This is a genomic window from Pseudonocardia sp. D17, assembly GCF_036984265.1.
Classification (GTDB): Bacteria; Actinomycetota; Actinomycetes; order Mycobacteriales; family Pseudonocardiaceae; genus Pseudonocardia; species Pseudonocardia benzenivorans.
On record NZ_BPRG01000136.1, the window covers coordinates 116,673 to 138,306 of the forward strand.

Sequence of the window (21,634 nt, forward strand, 5' to 3'; positions counted from 1 at the left end):
CGCTGACCCGCGGCTATGCCTGCGGGACGAAGGAGCCGTGCAGCCGCAGGCGGGCCATGCCGCCGTCGGGGAAGACGTCCATCCGGACCTGGGTCACCGGGCCTGCGCCGGGGAGGACGAAGCGGTGCCGGGTGTCGGGCTCCAGGGGCGTGCGCGGCAGCAGCGGCTCCCAGGGTGAGGCGTCCGACAGGCGACCCTGCAGGGACGCCGACCCGGGGGCGTTGTGCAGGAACCAGCTCGTGTCCAGCTCGGCGACCCGCACGACGGCCGGCCCGGCGAGGGCCAGCTCGACCCAGTCGTTGCCGTCGTCGCGCCGCCGCGCGGTCTCCCAGCCCTCGCCCATGCTGCGTGCGGGTCCGGGGAGCAGCAGGTTCTGCGGCGAGCTGTAGAAGAGGTTCGAGCAGGCCGTCACGCGGCCGCCGTTCTCGATCGCGGCGAGGTCCACCGACCCGAGCGCCGCCAGTAGCGCAGGGTCGGGCTTCGCCACGCCGTGGACGCGCAGCCGCGCCACGCCGCCGTCGGGGAAGATCCGCAGGCGGACGTGGGTGATGCGGTCGTCGCACTGCACGTCGAAGGCGTTCTCGGTGTCGCCCTTGATCGGCGAGCGGGCGACGAGCGGGACCCAGGTGTCGCCGGCGAGCCCGTCGACGGCGGCCTCGGGCGGGTAGTTGCCGGTGAACCACGCGGTGTCGACGACGATCCCGCGCACGACGCCGGGCGCCCCGAGGCGGACGACGGCCTCGTCGTGGCCGGGCTCGCGACGGCGGCGGGTCTCCCAGCCGTCGTAGACCTTGCCCTTGGGTCCGAACGTCGACGGGTCGAAGACGGCGGGGCCGGGGGTGATCAGGTTCTCGCGGGTCGCGAAGGCCTCGTCGTTGGCGGAGACGACGGCGCCGCCGACGTCGCGGCGGGCCAGGTCGGGCAGGAGCCGGAAGTCAGACACGGGCGTCCTCTCTGCTCAGCAGCCGGCCGCGCGGAGCCTCACCGTCGGTGATCACGGTGCCGCGCAGCCAGGTCGCGCGGACGACGCCGTGCAGCGTGCGGCCCGCGTAGGGGGTGACGGGGTTGCGGTGGTGCAGTGCCCCGACGGCGAAGGTGGCGTCGGGGGCGAAGACCGTGAGGTCGGCGTCCGCGCCGGGCTCGATCCGGCCCTTGCTCGTCAGTCCGACGAGATCCGCGGGGCGCCGGGACATCCAGGTCACGACGTCGGCGAGGTCGATCCCGCGCGCCCGCGCCTCGGTCCACACGATGGGCAGCCCGATCTGCAGGGAGGCGATACCGCCCCAGGCAGCGCCGAAATCGCCGCACAAGGAGTCGACAGAGTCGAGGCGCTTCAGGTCCGGGGTGCAGGGGGAGTGGTCGGACACGACCATGTCGATCGTGCCGTCGACGAGCCCCTGCCACAGCGCGTCACGGTTGTCGGCCTCGCGCACCGGCGGGCAGCACTTGAAGCGGGTGTCGCCGTCGGGCACCTCCTCGGCGGTGAGCGCGAGGTAGTGCGGACAGGTCTCGACGGTGACGCGCACCCCGTCCGCGCGCGCCGCGGCGAGCAGCGGGAGCGCGTCGGCGGACGAGAGGTGCACGACGTGCACCCGGGCACCGGTCTCGCGGGCGGCGGCCAGCAGCCCGGCGATCGCGGAGTCCTCCGAGGCGCGGGGCCGCGAGGCGACGAAGTCGGCGTAGCGCCGCCCCCCGGCGGGTGTGATGAGCGCGCCGTCCTCGGCGTGGGCGATGAGCAGGCCGTCGAACTCGGCGAGTTCCCGGAGGGCGGGTCGTGGGTCGGGCAGGGGCGGGAACTCGGGTACCCCGGAGTCGACGAGGAACGCCTTGAACCCGACGACGCCGGCGTCGTGGAGCGGGCGCAGCTCGGACCCGTTGCCGGGGATCGCCCCGCCCCAGAAGGCGACGTCGACGAGACACTGCCCGGCCGCCGCGGCTCGCTTCGTCGCCAGGAAGGGAACGGACACCGTGGGCGGCAACGAGTTCAGCGGCATGTCGACGATCGTCGTCACCCCGCCCGCCGCGGCCGCCCGGGTCGCCGACGCGAAGCCCTCCCACTCGGTGCGGCCGGGCTCGTTGACGTGCACGTGGGTGTCGACGAGCCCGGGCAGCAGCACCTCGTCGTCGGCAAGCGTGATCTCCTGCGCGGCCACGGCGTCGGAGAACGGGAGGACCGCCGCGATCCGCGAACCGTCGACCACGACGGCGGCCGGACGCAGCGATCCCTCGACGAGCGCCCGGCGGGCCCGCAGCACGATCACGGCTGCTGCTCCCGGTACGCCCGCCAGCTCGCGAGGTCGGAGATGTCGGTCAGCGCGGGCCCGCCGTCCCACGGACGCCGCAGGATCATCGCGAGCGACCCGCTGCCGTCGGCCAGCTCGATGACACCGAGCTCCAGGCCGGCCGGCTCGCCGGGCAGGAGCACCTGGCGCAGCTGCTCGTAGGAGAGCTCGTAGACCTCGCCCTGTACGGCGGCGCCCTGGTCCGGGCCGACGTCCTCCAGCGCCGGGTACGCACCGTCGACGGCGTGGAACCGGTAGCGCTTCGCCGTCGTCGTCGCGGTCACGAGCGGGGCGCCGCCGACCAGGTGGTGATCGGCGCCGCCGGCCATCGCCGTGCCGTTCAGGAACATGCGGGGCACACGAGCCTCCAACGAGTAGGGGGGTCGTGAGTGGCGATGGTCGCGAGAGCGACCATCGCCACTCACAGGGTGATGTGCTCCGGGCGGACGGGGACGCGGCGCAGGGCCTTGCCCGTCGCGGCGCGGATCGCCGCCGCCACCGCCGGGCCCGACGAGATCGTCGGCGGCTCGCCGACGCCGCGGACGCCGTAGGGCGCGTGCGGGTCGGCGTACTCCAGGACCTTCACCTGCATCGGCGGCATGTCGAGGATGGTCGGGATCAGGTAGTCGGTGAACGACGGGTTGCGCACCTTGCCGTCGGTCACGACGATCTCCTCCATCAGCGCCAGCCCCATGCCCTGGGCGCTGCCGCCCTGGATCTGGCCGACGACGGCGTCGGGGTTGATCGCCCTGCCGACGTCCTGCGCGGTGTCCAGCGCGACGACCTTGACCAGGCCGAGCTCGACGTCGACGTCCACGACCGCCCGGTGCGCCGAGAACGCGTACTGCACGTGGGCGTCGCCCTGGCCGGTCTCCGGGTCGATCGGATACGTCGGCCGGTGGTGCCATTGGACGGTCTCCTCGACGGCCTCGTCGGCCAGTACCTCGGCCAGCACGGCGAGCACCTCGCCCGACGCGGAGACGATCTTGTCGCCGTCGAGACGGAGGCCGCTCACGCCGAGCCGCCGTGCGGACAGGGCGAGCACCGACTCCCGGACCGCCTCGCAGGCCGCCTTGACCGCGCCGCCGGTCACGTAGGTCTGGCGGGACGCGGACGTGGAGCCCCCGGAGCCGACCATCGTGTTCTTGGGGTGCACCACGACCCGGTCGACGCCCAGCTCGGTGCGGCAGATCTGCTGCTCGACGGTGATCAGGCCCTGCCCGACCTCGGCGGCGGCGGTGTGCACCGTCGCGACGGGCTCGCCGCCGACGATCTCCAGCCGGACCCGGGCGGTCGAGTAGTCGTCGAAGCCCTCGGAGAACCCGACGTTCTTGTACGTGACGGCGTACCCGATCCCGCGGACGACGCCCTCACCGTGCGTGGTGTTGGACGCGCCGCCGGGCAGGTCGCGGATGTCGGGCCGGTCGTCCGGAGGCGGGGGCAGCGGCAGGTCGCGCACGGTGCGGATCAGCTCCGCGACGGGGGCGGCCGAGTCGATGAGCTGGCCGGTGATGTTGCGGTCGCCCTCGCGCATGCCGTTGAGCGCCCGGATCTCCACGGGGTCGACGCCGACCCGGTCGGCGAGCTCGTCCATCAGCGCCTCATGGGCGAAGGCGGCCTGCACGCACCCGAAGCCGCGCATGGCCCCGCAGGGCGGGTTGTTCGTGTAGACGCCGCGCGCGTCGACGTGCACCGACGGGATGTCGTACGGGCCCAGGCCCAGCGTTCCGCCGTTGCCGACGACCGCCGTCGTCGACGAGGCATAGGCGCCGCCGTCGAACAGGATGTCGGCCTTGGCGTAGATCAGCCGGCCCTCCTCCGTGGCGCCGAACTCGTAGCGCAGCCACGCGGGGTGGCGGTGCACGTGACCGAAGAACGACTCCTCGCGCGAGTAGCTCATCTTCACGGGCTTGCCGGTGTGCATCGCGAGCAGGCAGGCGTGGACGTGCATCGACAGGTCCTCGCGACCGCCGAACGCGCCGCCGACGCCGGCCAGGTGCAGCCGCGCCCGGTCGGGCGGCAGGTCGAGCACCCGGCACACCTGCTGCTGGTCGACGTGCAGCCACTGCGTCGCGACGTAGAGGTCGAGGCCGCCCTCGCCGTCGGGCACCGCGAGCCCGGACTCCGGACCCAGGAAGGCCTGGTCCTGCATGCCGACCTCGAAGTCCAGTGCGACGACGACCGGTGCCGTCGGGGCGGGGTCGCCGCGGCGGATCGCCAGCTCGCGCACCAGGTTCCCGCCGGGCTGGACGAGCGGGGCGTCGTCGTCCAGCGCCCGGCGCGGGTCGGTCAGCGCGGGCAGCTCCTCGTAGTCGACGACGATCCGCTTGGCGGCGCGCCGGGCCGTCTCGGGATGGTCGGCGGCGACGAGGGCGACGGGTTCGCCCTGGTAGCGGACGACGTCCTCGGCGAGCGCGGGCTGGTCGAGGTGCTCGAGCCCGACGCGGTTCAGACCCGGGACGTCCGCATGGGTGAGCACCGCGTAGACGCCGGGGGTCGCCAGGGCGGCGCTGACGTCGATGGAGTGGATGCGGGCGTGCGGGTGCGGGCTGCGCAGCGTGACGCCCCAGCACATGTCGTCGTGCCACAGGTCGGACGAGTACGCGAACTCGCCGGTGACCTTGAGCGTGCCGTCGGGACGCAGCGGGGAGTCGCCGATCTTCCCGACGTCGCGGGTCTCGGTCGAGGTCATGACGCCTTCTCCAACAGGGTCTCGTGTACGGCGGCGCACTCGCGCGCGACGGCGGAGGTGTCGACGGTGACGACGCGGTCGCGCTCGACGACCGGCCGCCCGTCGACGAGCAGCAGCTCCAGCGGCGGCGGCGCACCGAGGACCAGCGCCGCGACGGGGTCGGCGACGTCGGCGTGGCCGAGGCCGTCGATGCGCCAGAGTGCGAGGTCGGCGAGCTTGCCGGGCTCGACGGAGCCGATCTCCCGCTGTCGGCCGAGCACGGAGGCGCCGCCGATCGTCGCCAGCTCCAGCGCGTCGCGGACCGTCAGTGCGGTCGGACCGCCCACCGCGCGGGCGAACAGCAGCGCGTGCCGGACCTCTTCCAGCAGGCTGCCGGCCTCGTTCGAGGCGGCGCCGTCGACCCCGAGGCCGACGCGGGCCCCGGCGTCGCGCAGGTCGCGGGTGCGGCAGATGCCGGCGCCGAGCCGGGCGTTGGACGAGGGGCAGTGCGCCACCCCGCTCCCGGTGGCGCCGACCTTCTTGACCTCGGCGTCGTCGAAGTGGATGCCGTGGGCGAACCAGACGTCCTCGCCGGTCCAGCCGAGGCTCTCCACGTACTCCAGCGGCGAGCAGCCGAACCGCTCGCGGCAGAACTCCTCCTCGTCGACGGTCTCGGCCAGGTGGGTGTGCAGCAGCACCCCGAGCCGCCGCGCCAGTTCCGCTGATTCGCGCATCAGCGAACCGGTCACCGAGAACGGCGAGCACGGCGCGAGCGCGATCCGCAGCATGGCGTCGGGCGACGGGTCGTGCCAACGGCGCACCGCCTCCTCCGAGGCGGCGAGGATCGCGTCGCGGTCCTCGACGACGTGGTCGGGTGGCAGGCCGCCGTCCTTGCGGCCCAGGTCCATCGAGCCACGGGTGGCGTGGAAGCGCAGCCCGACGTCGGCCGCGGCGCGGATCTCGGCGCCGAGCACGTCGCCGCCCTCGCGGGGGAAGACGTAGTGGTGGTCGGCAGCGGTCGTGCAGCCGGTCAGCGCGAGCTGCGACAGCGCGCCGGTGGCGCCGGTGTGCACGGCGTGCTCGTCGATGCCGGCCCACACCGGGTAGAGCGTGGTGAGCCACTCGAACAGCGTCGCGTCGACGGCCAGGCCGCGGGTGACCCACTGGTAGAGGTGGTTGTGGGTGTTGACGAACCCGGGGGTGAGCAGGCAGCCGCGGGCGTCGATCCGTTCTCCGGGAACCGGCGCCGGGCCGGGGCCGACGGCGGTGATCCGGTTGCCGTCGATCACGACGTGGCCGTCGGCGAACTCGGCACCGGTCACGGTGACGACATGAGCACCCTCAATGATCATGACTGCGCTCCCGCGGAAGCCGCCGCTCGCACCGCGTCCAGGATCTTCTCGTAGCCGGTGCAGCGGCAGAGGTTCCCCGCGAGCGCCTCCCGGATTTCGGGGTCGCTCGGGGAGGGGTTGCGCGCCAGCAGGTCGTGGGTGGAGACGAGGAAGCCCGGCGTGCAGAACCCGCACTGCACGGCGCCGCACTCGACGAACGCCTGCTGCACCGGGTCGAGCCCGTCGTCGCCGGCGAGCCCCTCGACCGTCGTGACCTCGCGGCCCTGCGCCTGCCCCGCCGCGACGAGGCACGAGCACACCGGTGCCCCGTCCATGTAGACGGTGCACGACCCGCATTCGCCCTGCTCGCAGGCGTTCTTGGACCCGGGCAGGCCCAGCCGCTCGCGCAGCGCGTACAGCAGGCTCTCGCCCTCCCACACGTCGTCGGCCTCGCGGCGCTCGCCGTTGACCGTCAGTTCGATCCGCATCAGGCGGCCCTCCGGTGCTCGTCCCAGGCCCAGGTGGCGGCGCGGCGCGCCATCACCGAGAGCGTGTGCAGGCGGTACGCGGCGGTGCCGCGCACGTCGTCGATCGGGGCGGCCGCGTCGCGCACCCTGCGGCCGAACTCGGCCGCCAGACCGTCGGGCAGCGCGGCGCGCGACTCCCACAGCCCGGCGGCCTCCAGCTCGCCGGCGAGGAACGCGGCGGCGGCGTCGGCCCGGCGCGGGGTCGGGGCGGCCGAGCCCACCCCGGTGCCGACCTCCTTGCGGTCCGGGTGCAGCGCGAACCCGAACGCGGACACCGCGATCACCATCGCGTTGCGGGTCCCGATCTTGCAGAACTGCTGCGGTCCCGCGGGCGGGGCGACGAGCACGGCGGCGATCAGCTCGTCGGGCGCGAGTGCGTTGCGCTTGACGCCGGTGAAGAACTCCGCGACCGGCACCTCCCGGGTGCCGCGCGCCGCCGAGGCGATCTCGACGACGGCGTCGGCGGCCAGCAGCGCCGGGTGCGAGTCACCGGCGGGGGACGCGGCGCCGAGGTTGCCGCCGACGGTGCCCCGGTTGCGGATCTGCGGCGAGCCGACGGTGCGGGCGGCCATCGCCAGCCCCGGCAGCCGGTCGCCCAGCTCGGCGATGACCCGCGCGTAGGTGACGCCCGCGCCGAGCCGGATGCGGCCGTCGTCCCACGCCCACTCGCGCAGCTCCGGTACCCGGGTCAGGTCCAGCAGCGCGTCCGGACGACGATGGTCGAAGTTCAGCTCCACCATGACGTCGGTGCCACCGGCGACCGGCAGCGCGTCGGGCCGCTCCGCCTTCGCCGCGAGCGCCTCTGCCCACGTGCTCGGTGCCAGGAAGTCCATGCCGACGAGTACACCGGCACGCGGCCGTGCGGATAAGTCGCCGCCGCCACGAATCGGTGGCCCGCGTCACGCCGAGGTCTTGTACGTTCCTCCAATGCTCCTGCGTGACCTGCTCGCGCACCCCGGGCTGCACCTGCGGCTGCTCCACGGGTCGGACGTGGACCTCGACCGCGGCGTCCGGTGGGTCTACACGACCGACCTCATCGATCCCGGCCGCTACCTGTCCGGGGGCGAGCTCGTCATCAGCGGGCTCGTGTGGCGCAACGACCCCGCCGACAGCGAGCGGTTCGTCGCCGCCGTCGCCGCGTCCGGGGCGGCCGCGCTCGCCGCCGGCGAGGCGGTCTTCCACACCGTCCCCGACGACCTCGTGCAGGCCTGCCGGCGCCACGGCGTGCCGCTGATCGCGGTGCCGGAGGAGACGTCGTTCGGGACGGTGACCGAGGTCGTCGTCGGCGCCGTCACCGCGGCCAGGGGCGACCGGCTCGCGCACACCCTGGGCCGCCAGCGCGAGCTGCTGAGCGCCGTCGCGAGCGGGGCGGGGCTCGACGAGCTGGTCGCGCAGGTCTCGGCGGCGACGGGCGTCGGCTGCCGGGTGCTCGCGGCGAGCGGACGGCGGATCGCCGGACCGCCCTTGTCCGACGACCTGCGCGACCGCCTGGTCGCCACCTTCCTGACCGCGCAGCGGCTGCCCGCCCGGGTCGGGGCGGGGTGCTCGGTCCTGCTGGTAGGGCCGGGGGCCGGGGCGCGGGTGACCTCGTGGTTCGTGGTCGCAGACGGGCGGTTCGACGAGTGGGAGTCCGAGGTCGCCGACGCCGTCGGTGAGCTGGTGGCGATCGCGGCGCTCGACCGGGCGCGGCGCGGGGAGGGACAGCGCGTCGCGTCGGCGATCGCCGACGACGCCGTCGCGCTGCTGGCGGGAGGCGCGCACGACCGGCCCGAGACGGCGGTCCGGCTGCGGCAGGCCGGGCTGCGGGCCACGGGCGCGCTGAGCGTCGTCGTCGCCGGGTTCGCCGGCCGGCCGGACCTGGCCGAGACCGCGCGGACGATCCTGCTCGACGTCGGGACCGCCGAGGCCGGCGACGCGCCCGTGGTCGGGGTGAGCGACGGGACCGCCGTCGCGCTGCTCCCCGGTCCGGTCGACGCCGTCGACGCCGCGCTGCAGCGGCTCGGTCCCGGGCTGCCCGGCACGCTGCTCGTCGGGACGAGCCGTCCCGCCGACCCCGGCACGCTGGCCGGCGCCCTGCGCGAGGCCCAGCACGCCCGCGAGCTCGCGCACGGCAGGCCGGGGACGCTGCACGTCGTCGCCGCGGCCGAGGTGACCTCGCACGTCGCGCTGCTCGCGGCCGTCCCGGACGAGGTGCGCCGGGCCTTCGCCGCGAGCGTCCTCGACCCGGTCCTGGCCTACGACGAGCGCACCGGTGCCGGGCTCGTCGGGACGCTCGAGGCGTTCCTGGAGTGCTCGGGATCGTGGAGCCGCACCGCCGAGCGGCTGCACCTGCACGTCAACACCGTGCGCTACCGCATCGGGCGGGTCGAGGAGCTGACGGCGCGCGACCTCTCGACCCTGGCCGACCGCGTCGACGTCTGGCTCGCGCTGCGCGCGCGCTGACCCGAGGGGCGCGGCGCCCGCGCGGTGTGCTGCCGGCGGGACGGACCCCGGGCCGCGGTCAGACGCCGCGGCGGCGGGCCGGGCGGATGCGGCCCGCCTCGTCGACGGTCGCGACGACCCGGTCGGCATGGTCGCGGAAGGTCGCCGAGGCGTCGTCGTAGACGCCCACCTGGTGCCCGGCCCGGTCCCGGACGGTGCCGTCGAGCTCGACGAGCGCCCGCGGGTGCCCGGCGGCGTCGCAGACCAGGCCCGTCGTCAGGTCGATGCGGCGGGAGTGGTCGAGCAGCGCGCCCAGCTGCGGAACGCGCCGGCGGGTGCGGGCGGCGCCGACCGACCGCCCCACGACGAGCCCGGCGACCGCCGCCGCCGCGAACGCCGCGGACACGACCCGGCCGGGTCTGCCGGTGGCAGGCGGACGTCCCCCCACGACCGATCCCCTTTCCGCCCACGGCGCGTCGTCGCGCCGGAGGGCTGATGTGGGGGTCGGCGCGCGATATGCGCACGTTACGGCGGACGGCGGCGTGTCGCGAACTCACCGCTCGTGGCCGAACGGTCCTGCTCCGTCCGTGGCGTCGGGCTCCGCCGGACAGGTGAGCACGGCGGCGTCCGGCCGGCTGGGTTCGGGCAGGGCGTCAGGAACGCGTGACCGTGGCCTCGATCAAGCCGTACGGCCGGTCGGCCGCGTAGAAGACCTCGTTGGGGTTGTCCAGGCCGAACGGCGACAGGTCCACGACGAAGTGGTGCTTGTTCGGTGCCGACAGCGAGATCTCGGCGACCTCGGGGTGGGCCTCCAGCGCGGCGCGGCCCATCTCCCACAACGTCTGCTGCAGCGCCTTGGAGTGCACGACGGCGAACTGCTCGAGAAGGATGCGCCGCACGTCCGACCACGTCTTGTCCCAGTCGAGCTCGGTCGTCGCGTAGCGCCACGTCGCGACGAGCGAGGTGGACATGATCCGGTCGTGGGTCTCGGCCAGCGTGGTGTACCCGTCGGTGAGGAAGCCGGCGAACTCCGAGCCGGTCGACTTGAGCAGCACCAGGTCCCGGAGCCCGGAGACGACCTGCTCGCCGCTCCCGTCGACGGTCACGACCGTCGTGCGCACCTCGGGGCCGCGCCGGACCCAGGTGTGGTCGTGGCCCTGGCCGCCGACCTCCACGCGGTCCCAGAACAGCTCGTCCACCGCCACCCTGGCCCCGGTCACCGGCTCGACGTCGGCGACGAAGTGCCGGGCCAGGTCGAGGCCGTAGGTCTCGATCTCGCGCAGGCCCTTCTCCTTGGCGTAGGCGTAGCAGGTGTTCTTCTGGGTGTCGGTCGGCAGCACCTGCGCCTGGTCGCCCTCGAGGTGGGCGGCGGTGAAGTCGCCGCGCAGCGCCGTCGACACCGTGACGTCACGGATCTCGTGCCGGGGGCTGTCGCGGTAGATGCGCACGACGCGGTTCTCGGCCTTGCCGTACTGGTTGGCGCCCAGCGTGATCGTCGACGTGGTGGTCATCGGGTTCAGCTCCCGCGGTAGGTGGAATAGGCGAAGGGGGACAACAGGAGCGGCACGTGCAGGTGTGCCGCGGGATCGGTCACCGTGAACGTCACGACCACCTCGGGGTGGAAGTGGGGCCGGTCGCCGAACCAGGCACCGGTGTCGAAGACCAGCCGCCAGGTGCCGGGGGCCGGCGGGTCGGCGAATCGGGCCCGGCCGTCGTCGTCGGTGACGGCGGAGCCCACGCCCTCCAGCGACACCCGCATCCCGGCGGCAGGCGAGCCGGTCGCGGCGTCGAGCACGTGCGTCGAGAGGCTCACGACGACCCCACCAGCCGGGCGATGCGCAGCCGGTTGATCCCGGTGAGCTCCTCGAGGGCGACCTTGCGCTCGGTCGCCGGGTCGTTGGCCAGCCGGGCCTGCAGCGTCGCCAGCAGGTCCTCGGCGCTGCGCCCGCTGGCGCAGACGAGGTAGACGTACCCGAAGCGGGCCTCGTAGGCGCGGTTGCCCCTGGCGAGGGCGTCGAGGACGTCCAGCGGCGCACCGGCCACCCCCGCCTGCTCGCGCGCCGAGGCGCCCTCGGCGACCCGGTCCCCGATGCGCGGGTGTCCCTCGAGCGCGTCGTCGAGGTCGCTGTCGCGCAACGCCTCCGCCGCGGCGGCCTGCAGGGCCTCGACCGAGGGGAAGGGCCGTCGGGCGGCGACGACCCGGGCCCACCGGGGGGCCGAGCAGCACGCCAGCAGCGCGCGCTCGGCCTCCGCGGCGGGAAGGGCGTTGAACTGCTGCAGTGTCATCGAGCGCTCTTCGTCCACGACGTCCGCGCGGTGTGGATCGGGTTGGCGTCGGCGACGAGGTCGGCGAAGCGGTGGTTGGCCACCTTCGCGATCTCGATGAGCGCCGCCGCGTGCTCCTGCGCGGGGGAGTTGGTGAGCCGCAGCGCGCCGTCGCGAAGGATGTGATCGCGGTTGTGCGCGTCGCGGACGCAGACGATGAGCGGGATGCCGAACCGCTCCCGGTAGGTCGCGGCGAGCGCCTCGAACTCCTGCTGGTCCTCGTCGGCGAGCCGGGTGAGACCCGCGGCGGACTGGTCGCGCTCGGAGTCCTCGCCGATGTCGAGCCCGCCCAGGTCCGGGTACTCCGCCATCAGCGCCCGCTGCTCGTCGCGCGGCGCGGCGAACAGCGCCTCCTGGAAGGCGGTGCGCAGCGCGTCCGTGTCGGCGAAGGGCCTGCGGTCGTAGGCGTGCCCGACGATGGCGGTCTCGCCCTGGAACAGTCGCCCGAACGTCGCGACGAACTCCTCCCGGCTCATCCCGTTGACCTGTTCCAACCGGACCGTGCCCTCGCCGGGCGAGCCCGCTACGGCCGGGCCGCGGCCGCGTCCGATGTGGTGGAACACGATGTTCAGCACGATCGCGGTGATGCTGCCGAGCGTGATGCCGGAGCCGAACACGACCTGTGCCCACTCGGGCAGCGCCTTGGCGACGTCGGGCTGGGCCGTCACGAACATCGCCAGGCCGACGCTGGAGGCGACGATGACGACGTTGCGGTGGTCGTGGAAGTCGACGCGCGAGAGCGTCTGGAAGCCGACGACGGCGACGGTGGCGAACATCGCGAGCGCGGCGCCGCCGAGCACCGGGTGCGGGATCCCTGCGACGATCGCGCCCGCCTTCGGCAGCAGCCCGATGACGATCATGATCGCTCCGGCGGTGGCGACCACGTAGCGGCTCTTCACCCTGGTCAGCCGGACGAGGCCGACGTTCTCGGCGAAGCAGGTGTAGGGGAACGAGTTGAAGATGCCGCCGATGGTGGTGGCGAGCCCGTCGGCACGCAGCGCACGGGCGATGTCGGACTTCCCGACGCGCTTGTCGACGATCTCGCCGGTCGCGAACACGTCGCCGGTGGTCTCGACGGCGGTGATGAGCATGACGACGATCATCGAGACGATGGCGGCGAGGCCGAACTTCGGGATTCCGAAGAAGAACGGCGTGGTGACGCCGAACCAGGCCGACTCGCCGACGGCGGAGAACGTCGCGAAGCCGGTGGCCCACGCGACGAGCGTGCCGGCGACCAGCCCGATCAGGACGGCGACGGTGGCCATGAACCCGCGGAAGACCCGCTGGATGACGACGATCAGCGCGAGCGTGCCCAGCGCGAACGCGAGGTTGTGCCAGTCCTCGGGGTGCGGGTTGTCGGCACCGCCGACGGCGTCGGCCGCGGCCACGGGCAGCAGCGCCAGCCCGATGATCGTGATGACCGACCCGGTGACCACCGGCGGGAAGAAGCGGATGAGCTTGCCGAACACGGGCGCGATCAGGAAGGTGAACAGCCCCGCGACGATCACCGAGCCGTAGATGACGAGCAGGCCGTCGGTGCCCCCGCCCGCGGCCATCCCGATGGCGATCATCGGCGACACGGCCGTGAACGTCACGCCCTGCAGCAGCGGTAGCCGCACACCGACCTTCCAGAACCCGACGGACTGGATGATCGAGGCGATGCCGCAGGTGAACAGGTCGGCGTTGATGAGGTGGATGAGTTCGCGCTCGTTCAGCCCGATGGCCCCGGCCAGCAGGATCGGCACGATGACCGCGCCGGCGTAGAAGGCGAGCACGTGCTGGAAGCCGTAGACGGCGAGCTTCGCCGGGGGGAGCACCTCGTCGACGGGATGGCGTCGGCGTGGTGTCGGAGTGGGGGGACGGGCGCGCACCTGGCACCTCGCAGGGGTCGTCGGCTGTGACGCGACCCACGATGACGGCCGCCCGACGGCAGCGACCACCCGTCGAAACGACGAAGCCGACGGGTCCCGGAGGACCCCGGTTCGGAGGATCCTCCAGGCCGCCGGGAGCGGTCAGCCGGTGGGCGCGCCCGCGACGGTCACGATCCCGCCGACGGTGTGGGTCAGCCAGCCGAGCAGCACCCCGTCGGTGAGGTCGAGCGGCACCTCGGGGCCCGTCCAGCTCAGCAGCGCCACGGGCCGGTTCGCGAGCGCGTCGCGCAGCATGGCCGCGAGCTCCGGCGTCGCCAGGACGGTGAGCCCGCCGCTGGTCACGGGCGTGCAGTCGGCGCCCTCGGCCGTGTCCGATCCCGTGCGCAGGACGTACCCGCAACCCGTGCGGTCGTCGTATCCGGTGACCAGCACCTCGGCACCCCCTGCCCGTCGCCGGAACGGCCCGGCGGCGGTGTCCGTTCTACCGCCGAGCGGTGCGGCGCGCCCGCGCGCAGCACCGAACGTGAGAACCGTCTAACCGCTGTGAAAGCTGAAATGTTGAACTGATTGGTGAGGGTTCTCACCCCGGCGATCGTTTGCCGCGCCCCGGACCCGCGACGACAATGGCCGCAGGGATCGACGGTTCGCGGCGGAACCATCCGGGACACACCGCGGACGTTCGCGACGAGGGTCCGCGGGCACCGCCGACACGCTCTCCGACCACGGCGGGCAGGGTGGCGACCGGGCGGGCGGACCGTCCGAGCAGCATTTCCGAGACATGGGTCGCGCACCGGACGGGCGCGGCTCCCGCACCGGCAGGAGGTCGAAGAGGTCCGATGAACATCGTCGTGCTGATCAAGCAGGTGCCCGACACCTACTCCGAACGCAAGCTCGACGGCTCGGACGGCACGCTGGACCGCGAGGCCACCGACTCCGTGCTGGACGAGATCAACGAGCGCGCCGTCGAGGCCGCCCTGCAGCTCAAGGAGGCCAACGACGGCACCGAGGTGACCGTCGTGACGATGGGCCCGGACGGGGCGACCGACGCGATCCGCAAGGCGCTGTCCATGGGCGCCGACAAGGCCGTGCACCTGTCCGACGCCGCGCTGCACGGCTCCTGCGCGGTCCAGACCTCCAAGGCGCTGGCCAAGCTGATCGGGACCGTCGACGGCGGCTTCGACCTGGTGCTGGCCGGCAACGAGGCCTCCGACGGCCGCGCCGGCGCCGTGCCCGCCATGGTCGCCGACATCCTGGGCGTCCCGGCGCTCACCCACGCGCGCGAGGTCACGGTCGAGGGCGGCAGCGTCAGCGTCACCCGCGAGACCGACGACGGCGTCACCAAGCTGACCGCCGAGCTGCCCGCACTGGTCTCGGTCAACGAGAAGATCAACGAGCCGCGGTACCCCTCCTTCAAGGGGATCATGGCCGCCAAGAAGAAGCCCGTCGCGACGCTGTCGCTGGCCGACGCCGGGATCGACGCGTCGGAGGTCGGGCTGGCCAACGCGCTGTCCACGGTCACGAGCTCGCAGCCCAAGCCGCCGAAGAGCGCGGGCGAGAAGATCGAGGACGAGGGCGACGGCGGCGCGAAGATCGCCGCCTACCTGGTCGCGCAGAAGCTGGTCTGACCCCACCGACGAGAAGGAGAATCCACCATGGCCGAGGTCCTGGTCCTCGTCGACCACGTCGAGGGTGAGAACAAGAAGAGCACCTACGAGCTGCTGACGGCGGCCCGCGCGCTCGGCGAGCCGTCGGCGGTCGTCGTCGGCCCGGCGGGCACCGCGGGCAAGCTGGCCGACGGGCTCAAGGCGCACGGCGCCGCGAAGATCTACGTCGCGGAGACCGACTCCACCGACTTCCTGACCCCGCAGGTGTCCGTGCTGGCCTCGCTCGTCGAGTCCGCGAACCCGGCCGCCGTGCTGATCTCGGTGAGCGCGGACGGCAAGGAGATCGCAGGGCGGCTCGCCGTCCGCACCGACTCCGCGCTGCTGGGCGACGCCGTCGCGGTCTCGCCCGAGGGCGTCACGCACTCGGTGTTCGGCGGTGCCTACATCGCCGAGGCGAAGGCCAACACCGCGCACCCGGTGATCACGCTGCGGCCCGGTTCGGTCGAGGTCGAGCAGGCCGACGGCGCCGGTGCCGAGGAGAGCGTCGAGGTCCCGGCCGCAGCGGGCCGGTCCGCGACGGTGACCGCGCGCGAGCCGCTGGCCGGTGGCGACCGTCCGGAGCTCACCGAGGCGAGCGTCGTCGTCTCCGGTGGGCGTGGTGTCGGGTCGGCGGAGAACTTCGAGATCGTCGAGAAGCTCGCCGACTCCCTCGGCGCCGCGGTCGGCGCCTCGCGCGCGGCCGTCGACTCCGGCTACTACCCGCACCAGTTCCAGGTCGGGCAGACGGGCAAGACGGTCTCGCCGCAGCTCTACATCGCGCTCGGCATCTCCGGCGCGATCCAGCACCGCGCCGGCATGCAGACGTCGAAGACGATCATCGCGGTCAACAAGGACGCCGAGGCGCCCATCTTCGAGATCGCCGACTTCGGGGTCGTGGGCGACCTGTTCAAGGTTGCGCCGCAGCTGCAGGAGGAGATCGTCAAGCGCAAGTCCTGACGTCTCCGACGACGCCCCCGGCCCTTGCGGACCGGGGGCGTCGTGCTGCTCGGGCCGCTGGCGGCTCTTTCGTGCAGGAACGGCACTTTCCCGCAACTGGGCGGCGGGAAAGTGCCGTTCCTGCAATCGGGCCGGGCCGGGGCGGGCTGGGGCGCGCAGCGCGGGGTCCGTCCGGGGGAGTTCACCCGGTCGCCACCCGACGGCCGCCGCGGCACGGATCGTCCGTTCGTCTGCGACCCGTACCAAATGGGGCGTGACCTCCTCGATCTCCTCTCGGGTGCTGGACACCACCCCCGAGACCCCGGCCGGCCGCTACTCGCTGCTGCTGACCACCGACGCCGACGAGGTGCGCGCGGCCCAGCGGCTGCGCCACGACGTGTTCGGCGACGAGCTGGGTGCCACCCTGCACAGCCGCGTGCCGGGCCTGGACGTCGACCGGTTCGACGAGTTCTGCGACCACCTCGTCGTCCGCGAGGACGCGACGGGCCGCGTCGTCGGCACCTACCGGATGCTGCCGCCCGCTCGCGCCCGCGAGGCCGGTGCGCTCTACGCCGACGGCGAGTTCGACCTCACCTCCCTCGACGGGCTGCGCCCCGAGCTGGTCGAGACGGGCCGCTCCTGTGTGCACCCCGACCACCGCAACGGTGCCGTGGTCAGCCTGGTGTGGGCCGGCCTGGCCCGCTACATGCTGCTGTCGGGCAACCGCTGGCTCGCCGGCTGCGCCAGCGTGCCCCTCGACGGCGAGGACGGTGCCGACGGCGCGCTCGCCGCGGGCGTCTGGGAGCGGGTCAAGGCCACGCACCTCGCGCCGGACCTCTACCGCGTCGCGCCGCACAACCCGTGGCGGCCGGGACCCGTCGTGCGGTCGGGCAGGCTCGCGATGCCGCCGCTGCTGCGCGGCTACCTTCGGTTGGGCACCTGGATCGGCGGCCCGCCCGCCCACGACCCCGACTTCCGCTGCGCCGACTTCTTCGTGCTGCTCGACGTGCAGCACCTCGACCAGCGCTACCTGCGCTACTTCCTCGGCGCCATCGCGTGAGCACGCCGGCCGTGTCGCCGACAGGGGCTCCTGCCGCCCCGGCCCGCGGTGGTGATCGTCGTCCGCGGGACATGGGCGTCGCCGCTGTCGCCCATGTCCCTGGTGCGCACGTCCCGCACGTCGTCCAGCACCCGACCCACCCCGGGGTGCCGCGCGCCACCGAGCGCGACGCCGGCCCCTGGCCTCCGTACTCGCCGTGCGGGCCGGACTGTCTGCCACCGCAGGCCCGGCCCGCACGGCTGCGCTCCGCCCGCCGCGCCGCCGCGCTGCTCACCGTCGTCGGCGCGGCGGTGCTCACGCTCCCGCTGGTCGCGCCGTTCGGTCGCCGCGCCACCGGCGTCGCGATGCGCCACGTCTTCCGCGCCGTGCTGGGTGCGGCCGGGATCCGGCTGCGGGTCACGGGCGGCTCCTCGTTCGCGGACGAGGGCGGTGTGCTCGTCGTGGCCAACCACCTGTCGTGGATCGACGTGCTCGCCCTCGGTGCGGTGCAGCCGGTCCGGATGGTCGCGAAGCGCGAGGTCGGCGACTGGCCCGTCGTCGGACGGGTCGCGGCGCGCAGCGGCGCGCTGTTCGTCGACCGGACGGGGCTGCGGGCGTTGCCCGGGGTCGTCGCCGAGACGGCCGCGGCCCTGCGCGCGGGTGCCGTCGTCGGCGTCTTCCCCGAGGGGACGACCTGGTGCGGCTCGGCCGCGGGTCCGTTCCGGCGCGCGGTGTTCCAGGCCGCGGTGGACTCCGGGGCACCGGTCCGGCCCGTCACGCTCGACCTGCGGGCGGCCGACGGCCGTCCGACGACCGCCGCGGCGTTCGTCGGCGACGAGACGCTCGCCGCCTCGTTGCGCCGCGTCCTCGCCCTCGACGGCCTGGTCTGCGAGCTCACGCTGCACCCGGTGCTGCGCCCGGGCCCGGGTGCGGACCGGCGCACGCTGGCGGCGCAGGCCCGGCAGGCGGTGACCGGCGCGCGCGTCCGCGCGCTGCGGGCCGTCCCCGCAGCCGGGGAGCGCGTCGAGGAGAGCGCCGGTGAGGAGAGCGCCGGTGAGGAGCGCGCCGGCGAGGGACGCGCCGACCGTGAGGGTGCCGACGGGGAGCGTGCCGGTGCGGCGCCGGGCCCGGCGGGGGACACCGCAGTCGCCGCGTGACCCGCCCGCGGACGGCCCGAGGGAGACGGCGATTACCCTGGACGTCCTGACGACGGACAGGGACGGGCAGGACCTCGTGAGCTCAGTGACCGACGCGACCGGGACCGGGTCGACCGGCTCCCACGGCGCCGTGGCGTACCTGGATCACGCGGCGACGACGCCGATGATCCCGGAGGCCGTCGCCGCCGTCGCTGAGGCGATGGGGACGACCGGCAACGCCTCCGCGCTGCACTCCTCCGGCAGGCGCGCACGCCGGCGGGTCGAGGAGGCGCGCGAGACGATCGCGGGCGCGGTCGGTGCCCGGCCGTCCGAGGTCGTCTTCACCACGGGTGGCACCGAGAGCGACAACCTCGCGGTCAAGGGCCTCTACTGGGCCCGGCACGACGCGGACGCCCGGCGCACCCGGGTCCTGGTCTCGGCCGTCGAGCACCACGCCGTCATCGACTCGGCCGACTGGCTCGCCGAGCACGAGGGCGCCGACGTCGAGCTGCTGCCGGTCGACGCCGAGGGCCGGGTGCGCCCCGAGGTGCTGCGCGCGGCGCTGGAACGCGACCCCGACAGCGCGGCGATGGTGTCGGTCATGTGGGCCAACAACGAGGTCGGCACCGTCAACCCGATCCGCGAGCTCGCCGCCGTCGCCCACGAGTTCGGCGTGCCGTTCCACACCGACGCGGTGCAGGCCGTGGGCATCCTGCCGGTCGACTTCGCCGCCTGCGGTGCCGACGCGCTCACCCTCACCGGCCACAAGCTCGGCGGGCCCTACGGCGCGGGTGTGCTCCTGCTGGGCCGCAGCGTGTCGCTGACGCCGCTGCTGCACGGCGGCGGCCAGGAGCGCGACGTCCGTTCCGGCACCCTCGACACCCCGTCGGTGATCGGGCTCGCCACCGCCGTCGAGCTCGCGGTGGCCGACGCGCCGCGGCGGGCGGCGACGATCGGCGCGCTGCGCGACGAGCTCGTCGAGCGGGTGCGGGCGGCGGTGCCCGACGCCGTCCTCAACGGCGACCCCGGCACCGACACGATCGACGGCGGCCCGTCGCGGCTGCCGGGCAACGCGCACCTGTCGTTCCCCGGCTGCGAGGGCGACAGCCTGATCATGCTGCTCGACGCCCAGGGCATCGAGTGTGCCACCGGCTCGGCGTGCACCGCGGGGGTCCCGCAGCCGAGCCACGTGCTGCTGGCGATGGGCGCCGACGAGGCCACGGCGCGCGGTTCGCTGCGCCTGTCGCTGGGCCACACGTCCACCGCGCGCGACGTCGACGCCCTCGCCGCGGCGATCGGGCCGGTCGTCGAGCGGGCCCGCCGGGCCGGGCAGAACGCGGCGGCGCACCGTCGCCCCGCGGCGGCGCAGCAGCCGGGCAGGGAGGCAACGTCACGGGCGGTCGCGCGATGAGGGTCCTCGCCGCGATGAGCGGCGGGGTCGACTCCGCCGTTGCCGCGGCCCGCGCGGTCGATGCGGGCCACGACGTGGTCGGCGTCCACCTCGCGCTGTCGGAGACACCCGATGCGTTGCGGTCGGGATCGCGGGGCTGCTGCTCGCGCGAGGACGCCGACGACGCGCGCCGTGCCGCCGACGTGCTCGACATCCCGTTCTACGTGTGGGACTTCGCCGCGCCGTTTTCCGCCGGGGTGGTCGACGACTTCGTCGCCGCCTACGCCGCGGGCCGCACGCCGAACCCCTGCGTGCGCTGCAACGAGCGGATCAAGTTCGCGGCGCTGCTCGACAAGGCGCTCGCGCTCGGCTTCGACGCCGTCTGCACCGGGCACTACGCCCGTCTTTCCGACGGTGTCCTGCGGCGTGCGGTCGACGACGGCAAGGACCAGTCCTACGTGCTCGCGGTACTCACACCGTTCCAGCTCGCGCACGCGCTGTTCCCCATCGGCGACACCCCGAAGGCGCAGGTCAGGGCCGAGGCCGCCGAGCGGGGCCTGCGGGTCGCCGACAAGCCCGACAGCCACGACATCTGCTTCATCCCCTCCGGCGACACCCGGGCGTTCCTGGCCGAGCGGCTCGGTGCGCGGCCGGGCCCGATCGTCGACGCGGTGAGCGGCGAGGTCATCGGCGACCACGCAGGCGTGCACGGCTTCACCGTCGGGCAGCGCAAGGGGATCGGGGTCGACCGGCCCGCCGCCGACGGCCGTCCCCGCTACGTGCTGGGCATCGAGCCGGTGAGCGCGACGGTGACGGTCGGCCCGGCCGAGGCGCTCGACGTCCGCGAGATCGACACCGAGACCCCGGTGTGGGGCTGCGGCACCGCGCCCGACGGACCGGTGAGCTGCGTCGTGCAGGTCCGCGCGCACGGCGGTCTGGCCCCGGCCACGGCATGGCCGACCGCCCGCGACGGTCTCCACGTCGAGCTGGGCGAGCCGCTGCGCGGGGTCGCGCCCGGGCAGTCGGCGGCGTTCTACCGGCCCGATCCCGGCGGTGACGTCGTCCTCGGCAGTGCCGTCATCAGCGCCGCCCGCTGACCGCCACCCGGACGAGTGGCGCGAACCGCTCGAAAGGGTCATGCTGCGCTCCGGCCGACCGGAGGTGGCGTGTGCCCGACGACGTCCTGTACCGCCCGTCCGACGACCCGGACACCGTCGCGACGGACACGCACCCGGCTGACGCCGCTGGCCCCGACACCGCTGGCCCCGACACCGGTGCGGCCGACACCGCCGAGGACGTCGCGACGTCGAAGCCGGTCCGTGTCCTCGGCCGCATCGGGCTCGTCGCCTACGGGGCGGTGAACCTCGTCATCGCGTCGCTGGCCGTCCAGGTCGCGTTCGGCGACCGGGAGCGCGCCGACAAGACCGGCGCGCTCGCGACCGTCGCCGAGACCGGGGTGGGCCGGGTCGCCCTGTGGCTGGCGGTCGCGGGGCTGGCCGCGCTGACCCTCTGGACGCTCGCCGAGGTGGTGTTCGGCCACCGCGGGCCGTCCGTCGGGCGCCGGGTGCTGCGCGGCGCGATCGACCTGGCGGAGGCCGGCATCTTCGCGACGCTCGCCGTCTCGGCCGCGAAGATCGCCGCGGGCGGGTCGTCGCAGGGCTCGGTGCTGAGCACGGTGCTGCGCTGGCCCGGCGGCCAGTGGCTGGTCGGGGCGGCAGGTGTCGGGGTGGCGGTGCTCGCCGGGTTCGCGGTGTGGCGCGGGCTGCGGGGCGGGTTCCGTCGCGACCTGGACCTGTCGCGCTGCGGACCGCGCCTGGGCCGGCTCGGGGTGCTCGCCGGGCACGTCGGCTGGGTGGCGCTGGGGCTGGCCTACCTGACCGCCGGCGTCCTCACGGTGCGTACGGCGGTGCGCTACGACCCCGCGCAGCCCGTCGGGCTCGACGCCGGCGTGCAGACGCTCGGCGCCCAGCCCTACGGCCCGGCACTGCTGCTCGCGCTGGCCGCCGGGCTGGCCGTGTTCGGGCTCTACTGCCTGTTCGACGCCCGCTGCCGCAAGCGGTGA

The 21,634-nt window shown here is 74.4% G+C and carries 21 protein-coding genes; 8 read left to right on the forward strand and 13 right to left on the reverse strand.

Features of this window, described 5'->3' with window-relative positions:
- Positions 1 to 13: 13 nt before the first annotated feature.
- The 7 genes from alc to PSD17_RS21125 all read right to left on the reverse strand — a co-directional run bounded on the left by alc (position 14) and on the right by PSD17_RS21125 (position 7,644).
- Positions 14 to 943: an allantoicase gene (gene alc / locus PSD17_RS21095; RefSeq protein WP_013673923.1), complete on the reverse strand. Its 930-nt coding sequence runs from the start codon at positions 941 to 943 to the stop codon at positions 14 to 16.
- Positions 936 to 2,261, reverse strand: a complete 1,326-nt coding sequence (allB, locus tag PSD17_RS21100) for an allantoinase AllB (RefSeq protein WP_339124232.1) — start codon at positions 2,259 to 2,261, stop codon at positions 936 to 938. Before allB ends, alc begins: the two co-directional genes overlap by 8 nt.
- Entirely contained in the window at positions 2,258 to 2,632 is a 375-nt protein-coding gene (locus PSD17_RS21105; protein WP_325051304.1) for an allophanate hydrolase-related protein, read from the reverse strand. Before PSD17_RS21105 ends, allB begins: the two co-directional genes overlap by 4 nt.
- A gap of 71 nt (positions 2,633 to 2,703) precedes the next feature.
- Complete coding sequence (gene pucD, locus PSD17_RS21110; RefSeq protein WP_339124233.1) at positions 2,704 to 4,974, reverse strand: xanthine dehydrogenase subunit D; 2,271 nt, start codon at positions 4,972 to 4,974, stop codon at positions 2,704 to 2,706.
- On the reverse strand, positions 4,971 to 6,305 hold the full coding sequence (locus PSD17_RS21115) for an 8-oxoguanine deaminase (protein WP_013673927.1): 1,335 nt from the start codon (positions 6,303 to 6,305) through the stop codon (positions 4,971 to 4,973). Before PSD17_RS21115 ends, pucD begins: the two co-directional genes overlap by 4 nt.
- A complete protein-coding gene (locus PSD17_RS21120) occupies positions 6,302 to 6,772 on the reverse strand; it encodes a (2Fe-2S)-binding protein (RefSeq protein WP_339124234.1) in 471 nt (156 codons plus the stop codon). The genes PSD17_RS21115 and PSD17_RS21120 overlap by 4 nt, the downstream gene beginning before the upstream one ends.
- Positions 6,772 to 7,644, reverse strand: a complete 873-nt coding sequence (locus tag PSD17_RS21125; protein WP_013673929.1) for an FAD binding domain-containing protein — start codon at positions 7,642 to 7,644, stop codon at positions 6,772 to 6,774. The genes PSD17_RS21120 and PSD17_RS21125 overlap by 1 nt, the downstream gene beginning before the upstream one ends.
- A 94-nt stretch (positions 7,645 to 7,738) precedes the next feature.
- Between PSD17_RS21125 and PSD17_RS21130 the strand changes: the two genes are divergently transcribed.
- Positions 7,739 to 9,253, forward strand: coding sequence for a PucR family transcriptional regulator (locus tag PSD17_RS21130; protein ID WP_339124236.1), 1,515 nt, complete (start codon positions 7,739 to 7,741; stop codon positions 9,251 to 9,253).
- 58 nt (positions 9,254 to 9,311) lie between these two features.
- Here PSD17_RS21130 and PSD17_RS21135 read toward each other — a convergent pair whose 3' ends face one another.
- The 6 genes from PSD17_RS21135 to PSD17_RS21160 form a co-directional block, all read right to left on the reverse strand.
- Positions 9,312 to 9,680: a hypothetical protein gene (locus tag PSD17_RS21135; protein WP_132975328.1), complete on the reverse strand. Its 369-nt coding sequence runs from the start codon at positions 9,678 to 9,680 to the stop codon at positions 9,312 to 9,314.
- 205 nt (positions 9,681 to 9,885) lie between these two features.
- Positions 9,886 to 10,743, reverse strand: coding sequence for a factor-independent urate hydroxylase (pucL, locus tag PSD17_RS21140; protein WP_339124237.1), 858 nt, complete (start codon positions 10,741 to 10,743; stop codon positions 9,886 to 9,888).
- 5 nt (positions 10,744 to 10,748) lie between these two features.
- Positions 10,749 to 11,045 (reverse strand): hydroxyisourate hydrolase, encoded by a 297-nt coding sequence (gene uraH / locus PSD17_RS21145; RefSeq protein ID WP_339124239.1) that lies wholly within the window; start codon positions 11,043 to 11,045, stop codon positions 10,749 to 10,751.
- A complete protein-coding gene (gene uraD / locus PSD17_RS21150) occupies positions 11,042 to 11,518 on the reverse strand; it encodes a 2-oxo-4-hydroxy-4-carboxy-5-ureidoimidazoline decarboxylase (RefSeq protein WP_339124240.1) in 477 nt (158 codons plus the stop codon). Before uraD (PSD17_RS21150) ends, uraH begins: the two co-directional genes overlap by 4 nt.
- A complete protein-coding gene (gene uraD, locus PSD17_RS21155; protein ID WP_339124241.1) occupies positions 11,515 to 13,374 on the reverse strand; it encodes a 2-oxo-4-hydroxy-4-carboxy-5-ureidoimidazoline decarboxylase in 1,860 nt (619 codons plus the stop codon). Before uraD (PSD17_RS21155) ends, uraD (PSD17_RS21150) begins: the two co-directional genes overlap by 4 nt.
- Before the next feature lie 195 nt (positions 13,375 to 13,569).
- Positions 13,570 to 13,860, reverse strand: coding sequence for a hypothetical protein (locus PSD17_RS21160; protein WP_013673936.1), 291 nt, complete (start codon positions 13,858 to 13,860; stop codon positions 13,570 to 13,572).
- 404 nt (positions 13,861 to 14,264) lie between these two features.
- On the opposite strand from PSD17_RS21160, the gene PSD17_RS21165 reads away from it, so the two are divergent.
- The 7 genes from PSD17_RS21165 (at position 14,265) to PSD17_RS21195 (ending at position 21,634) form a co-directional block, all read left to right on the forward strand.
- The gene (locus PSD17_RS21165) at positions 14,265 to 15,053 is read left to right on the forward strand and encodes an electron transfer flavoprotein subunit beta/FixA family protein (protein WP_013673937.1); all 789 of its coding nucleotides are present in this window, start codon (positions 14,265 to 14,267) and stop codon (positions 15,051 to 15,053) included.
- Between the two features lie 27 nt (positions 15,054 to 15,080).
- Entirely contained in the window at positions 15,081 to 16,028 is a 948-nt protein-coding gene (locus tag PSD17_RS21170; protein ID WP_103384455.1) for an electron transfer flavoprotein subunit alpha/FixB family protein, read from the forward strand.
- A gap of 253 nt (positions 16,029 to 16,281) precedes the next feature.
- On the forward strand, positions 16,282 to 17,067 hold the full coding sequence (locus PSD17_RS21175; RefSeq protein WP_339124242.1) for a GNAT family N-acetyltransferase: 786 nt from the start codon (positions 16,282 to 16,284) through the stop codon (positions 17,065 to 17,067).
- Positions 17,068 to 17,138: 71 nt separating this feature from the next.
- The gene (locus PSD17_RS21180) at positions 17,139 to 18,203 is read left to right on the forward strand and encodes a lysophospholipid acyltransferase family protein (protein WP_339124243.1); all 1,065 of its coding nucleotides are present in this window, start codon (positions 17,139 to 17,141) and stop codon (positions 18,201 to 18,203) included.
- Between the two features lie 130 nt (positions 18,204 to 18,333).
- Positions 18,334 to 19,593, forward strand: coding sequence for a cysteine desulfurase family protein (locus PSD17_RS21185; RefSeq protein WP_103383860.1), 1,260 nt, complete (start codon positions 18,334 to 18,336; stop codon positions 19,591 to 19,593).
- Positions 19,590 to 20,669 (forward strand): tRNA 2-thiouridine(34) synthase MnmA, encoded by a 1,080-nt coding sequence (gene mnmA, locus PSD17_RS21190; protein WP_339124244.1) that lies wholly within the window; start codon positions 19,590 to 19,592, stop codon positions 20,667 to 20,669. Before PSD17_RS21185 ends, mnmA begins: the two co-directional genes overlap by 4 nt.
- 71 nt (positions 20,670 to 20,740) lie before the next feature.
- Complete coding sequence (locus tag PSD17_RS21195) at positions 20,741 to 21,634, forward strand: DUF1206 domain-containing protein (protein WP_339124245.1); 894 nt, start codon at positions 20,741 to 20,743, stop codon at positions 21,632 to 21,634.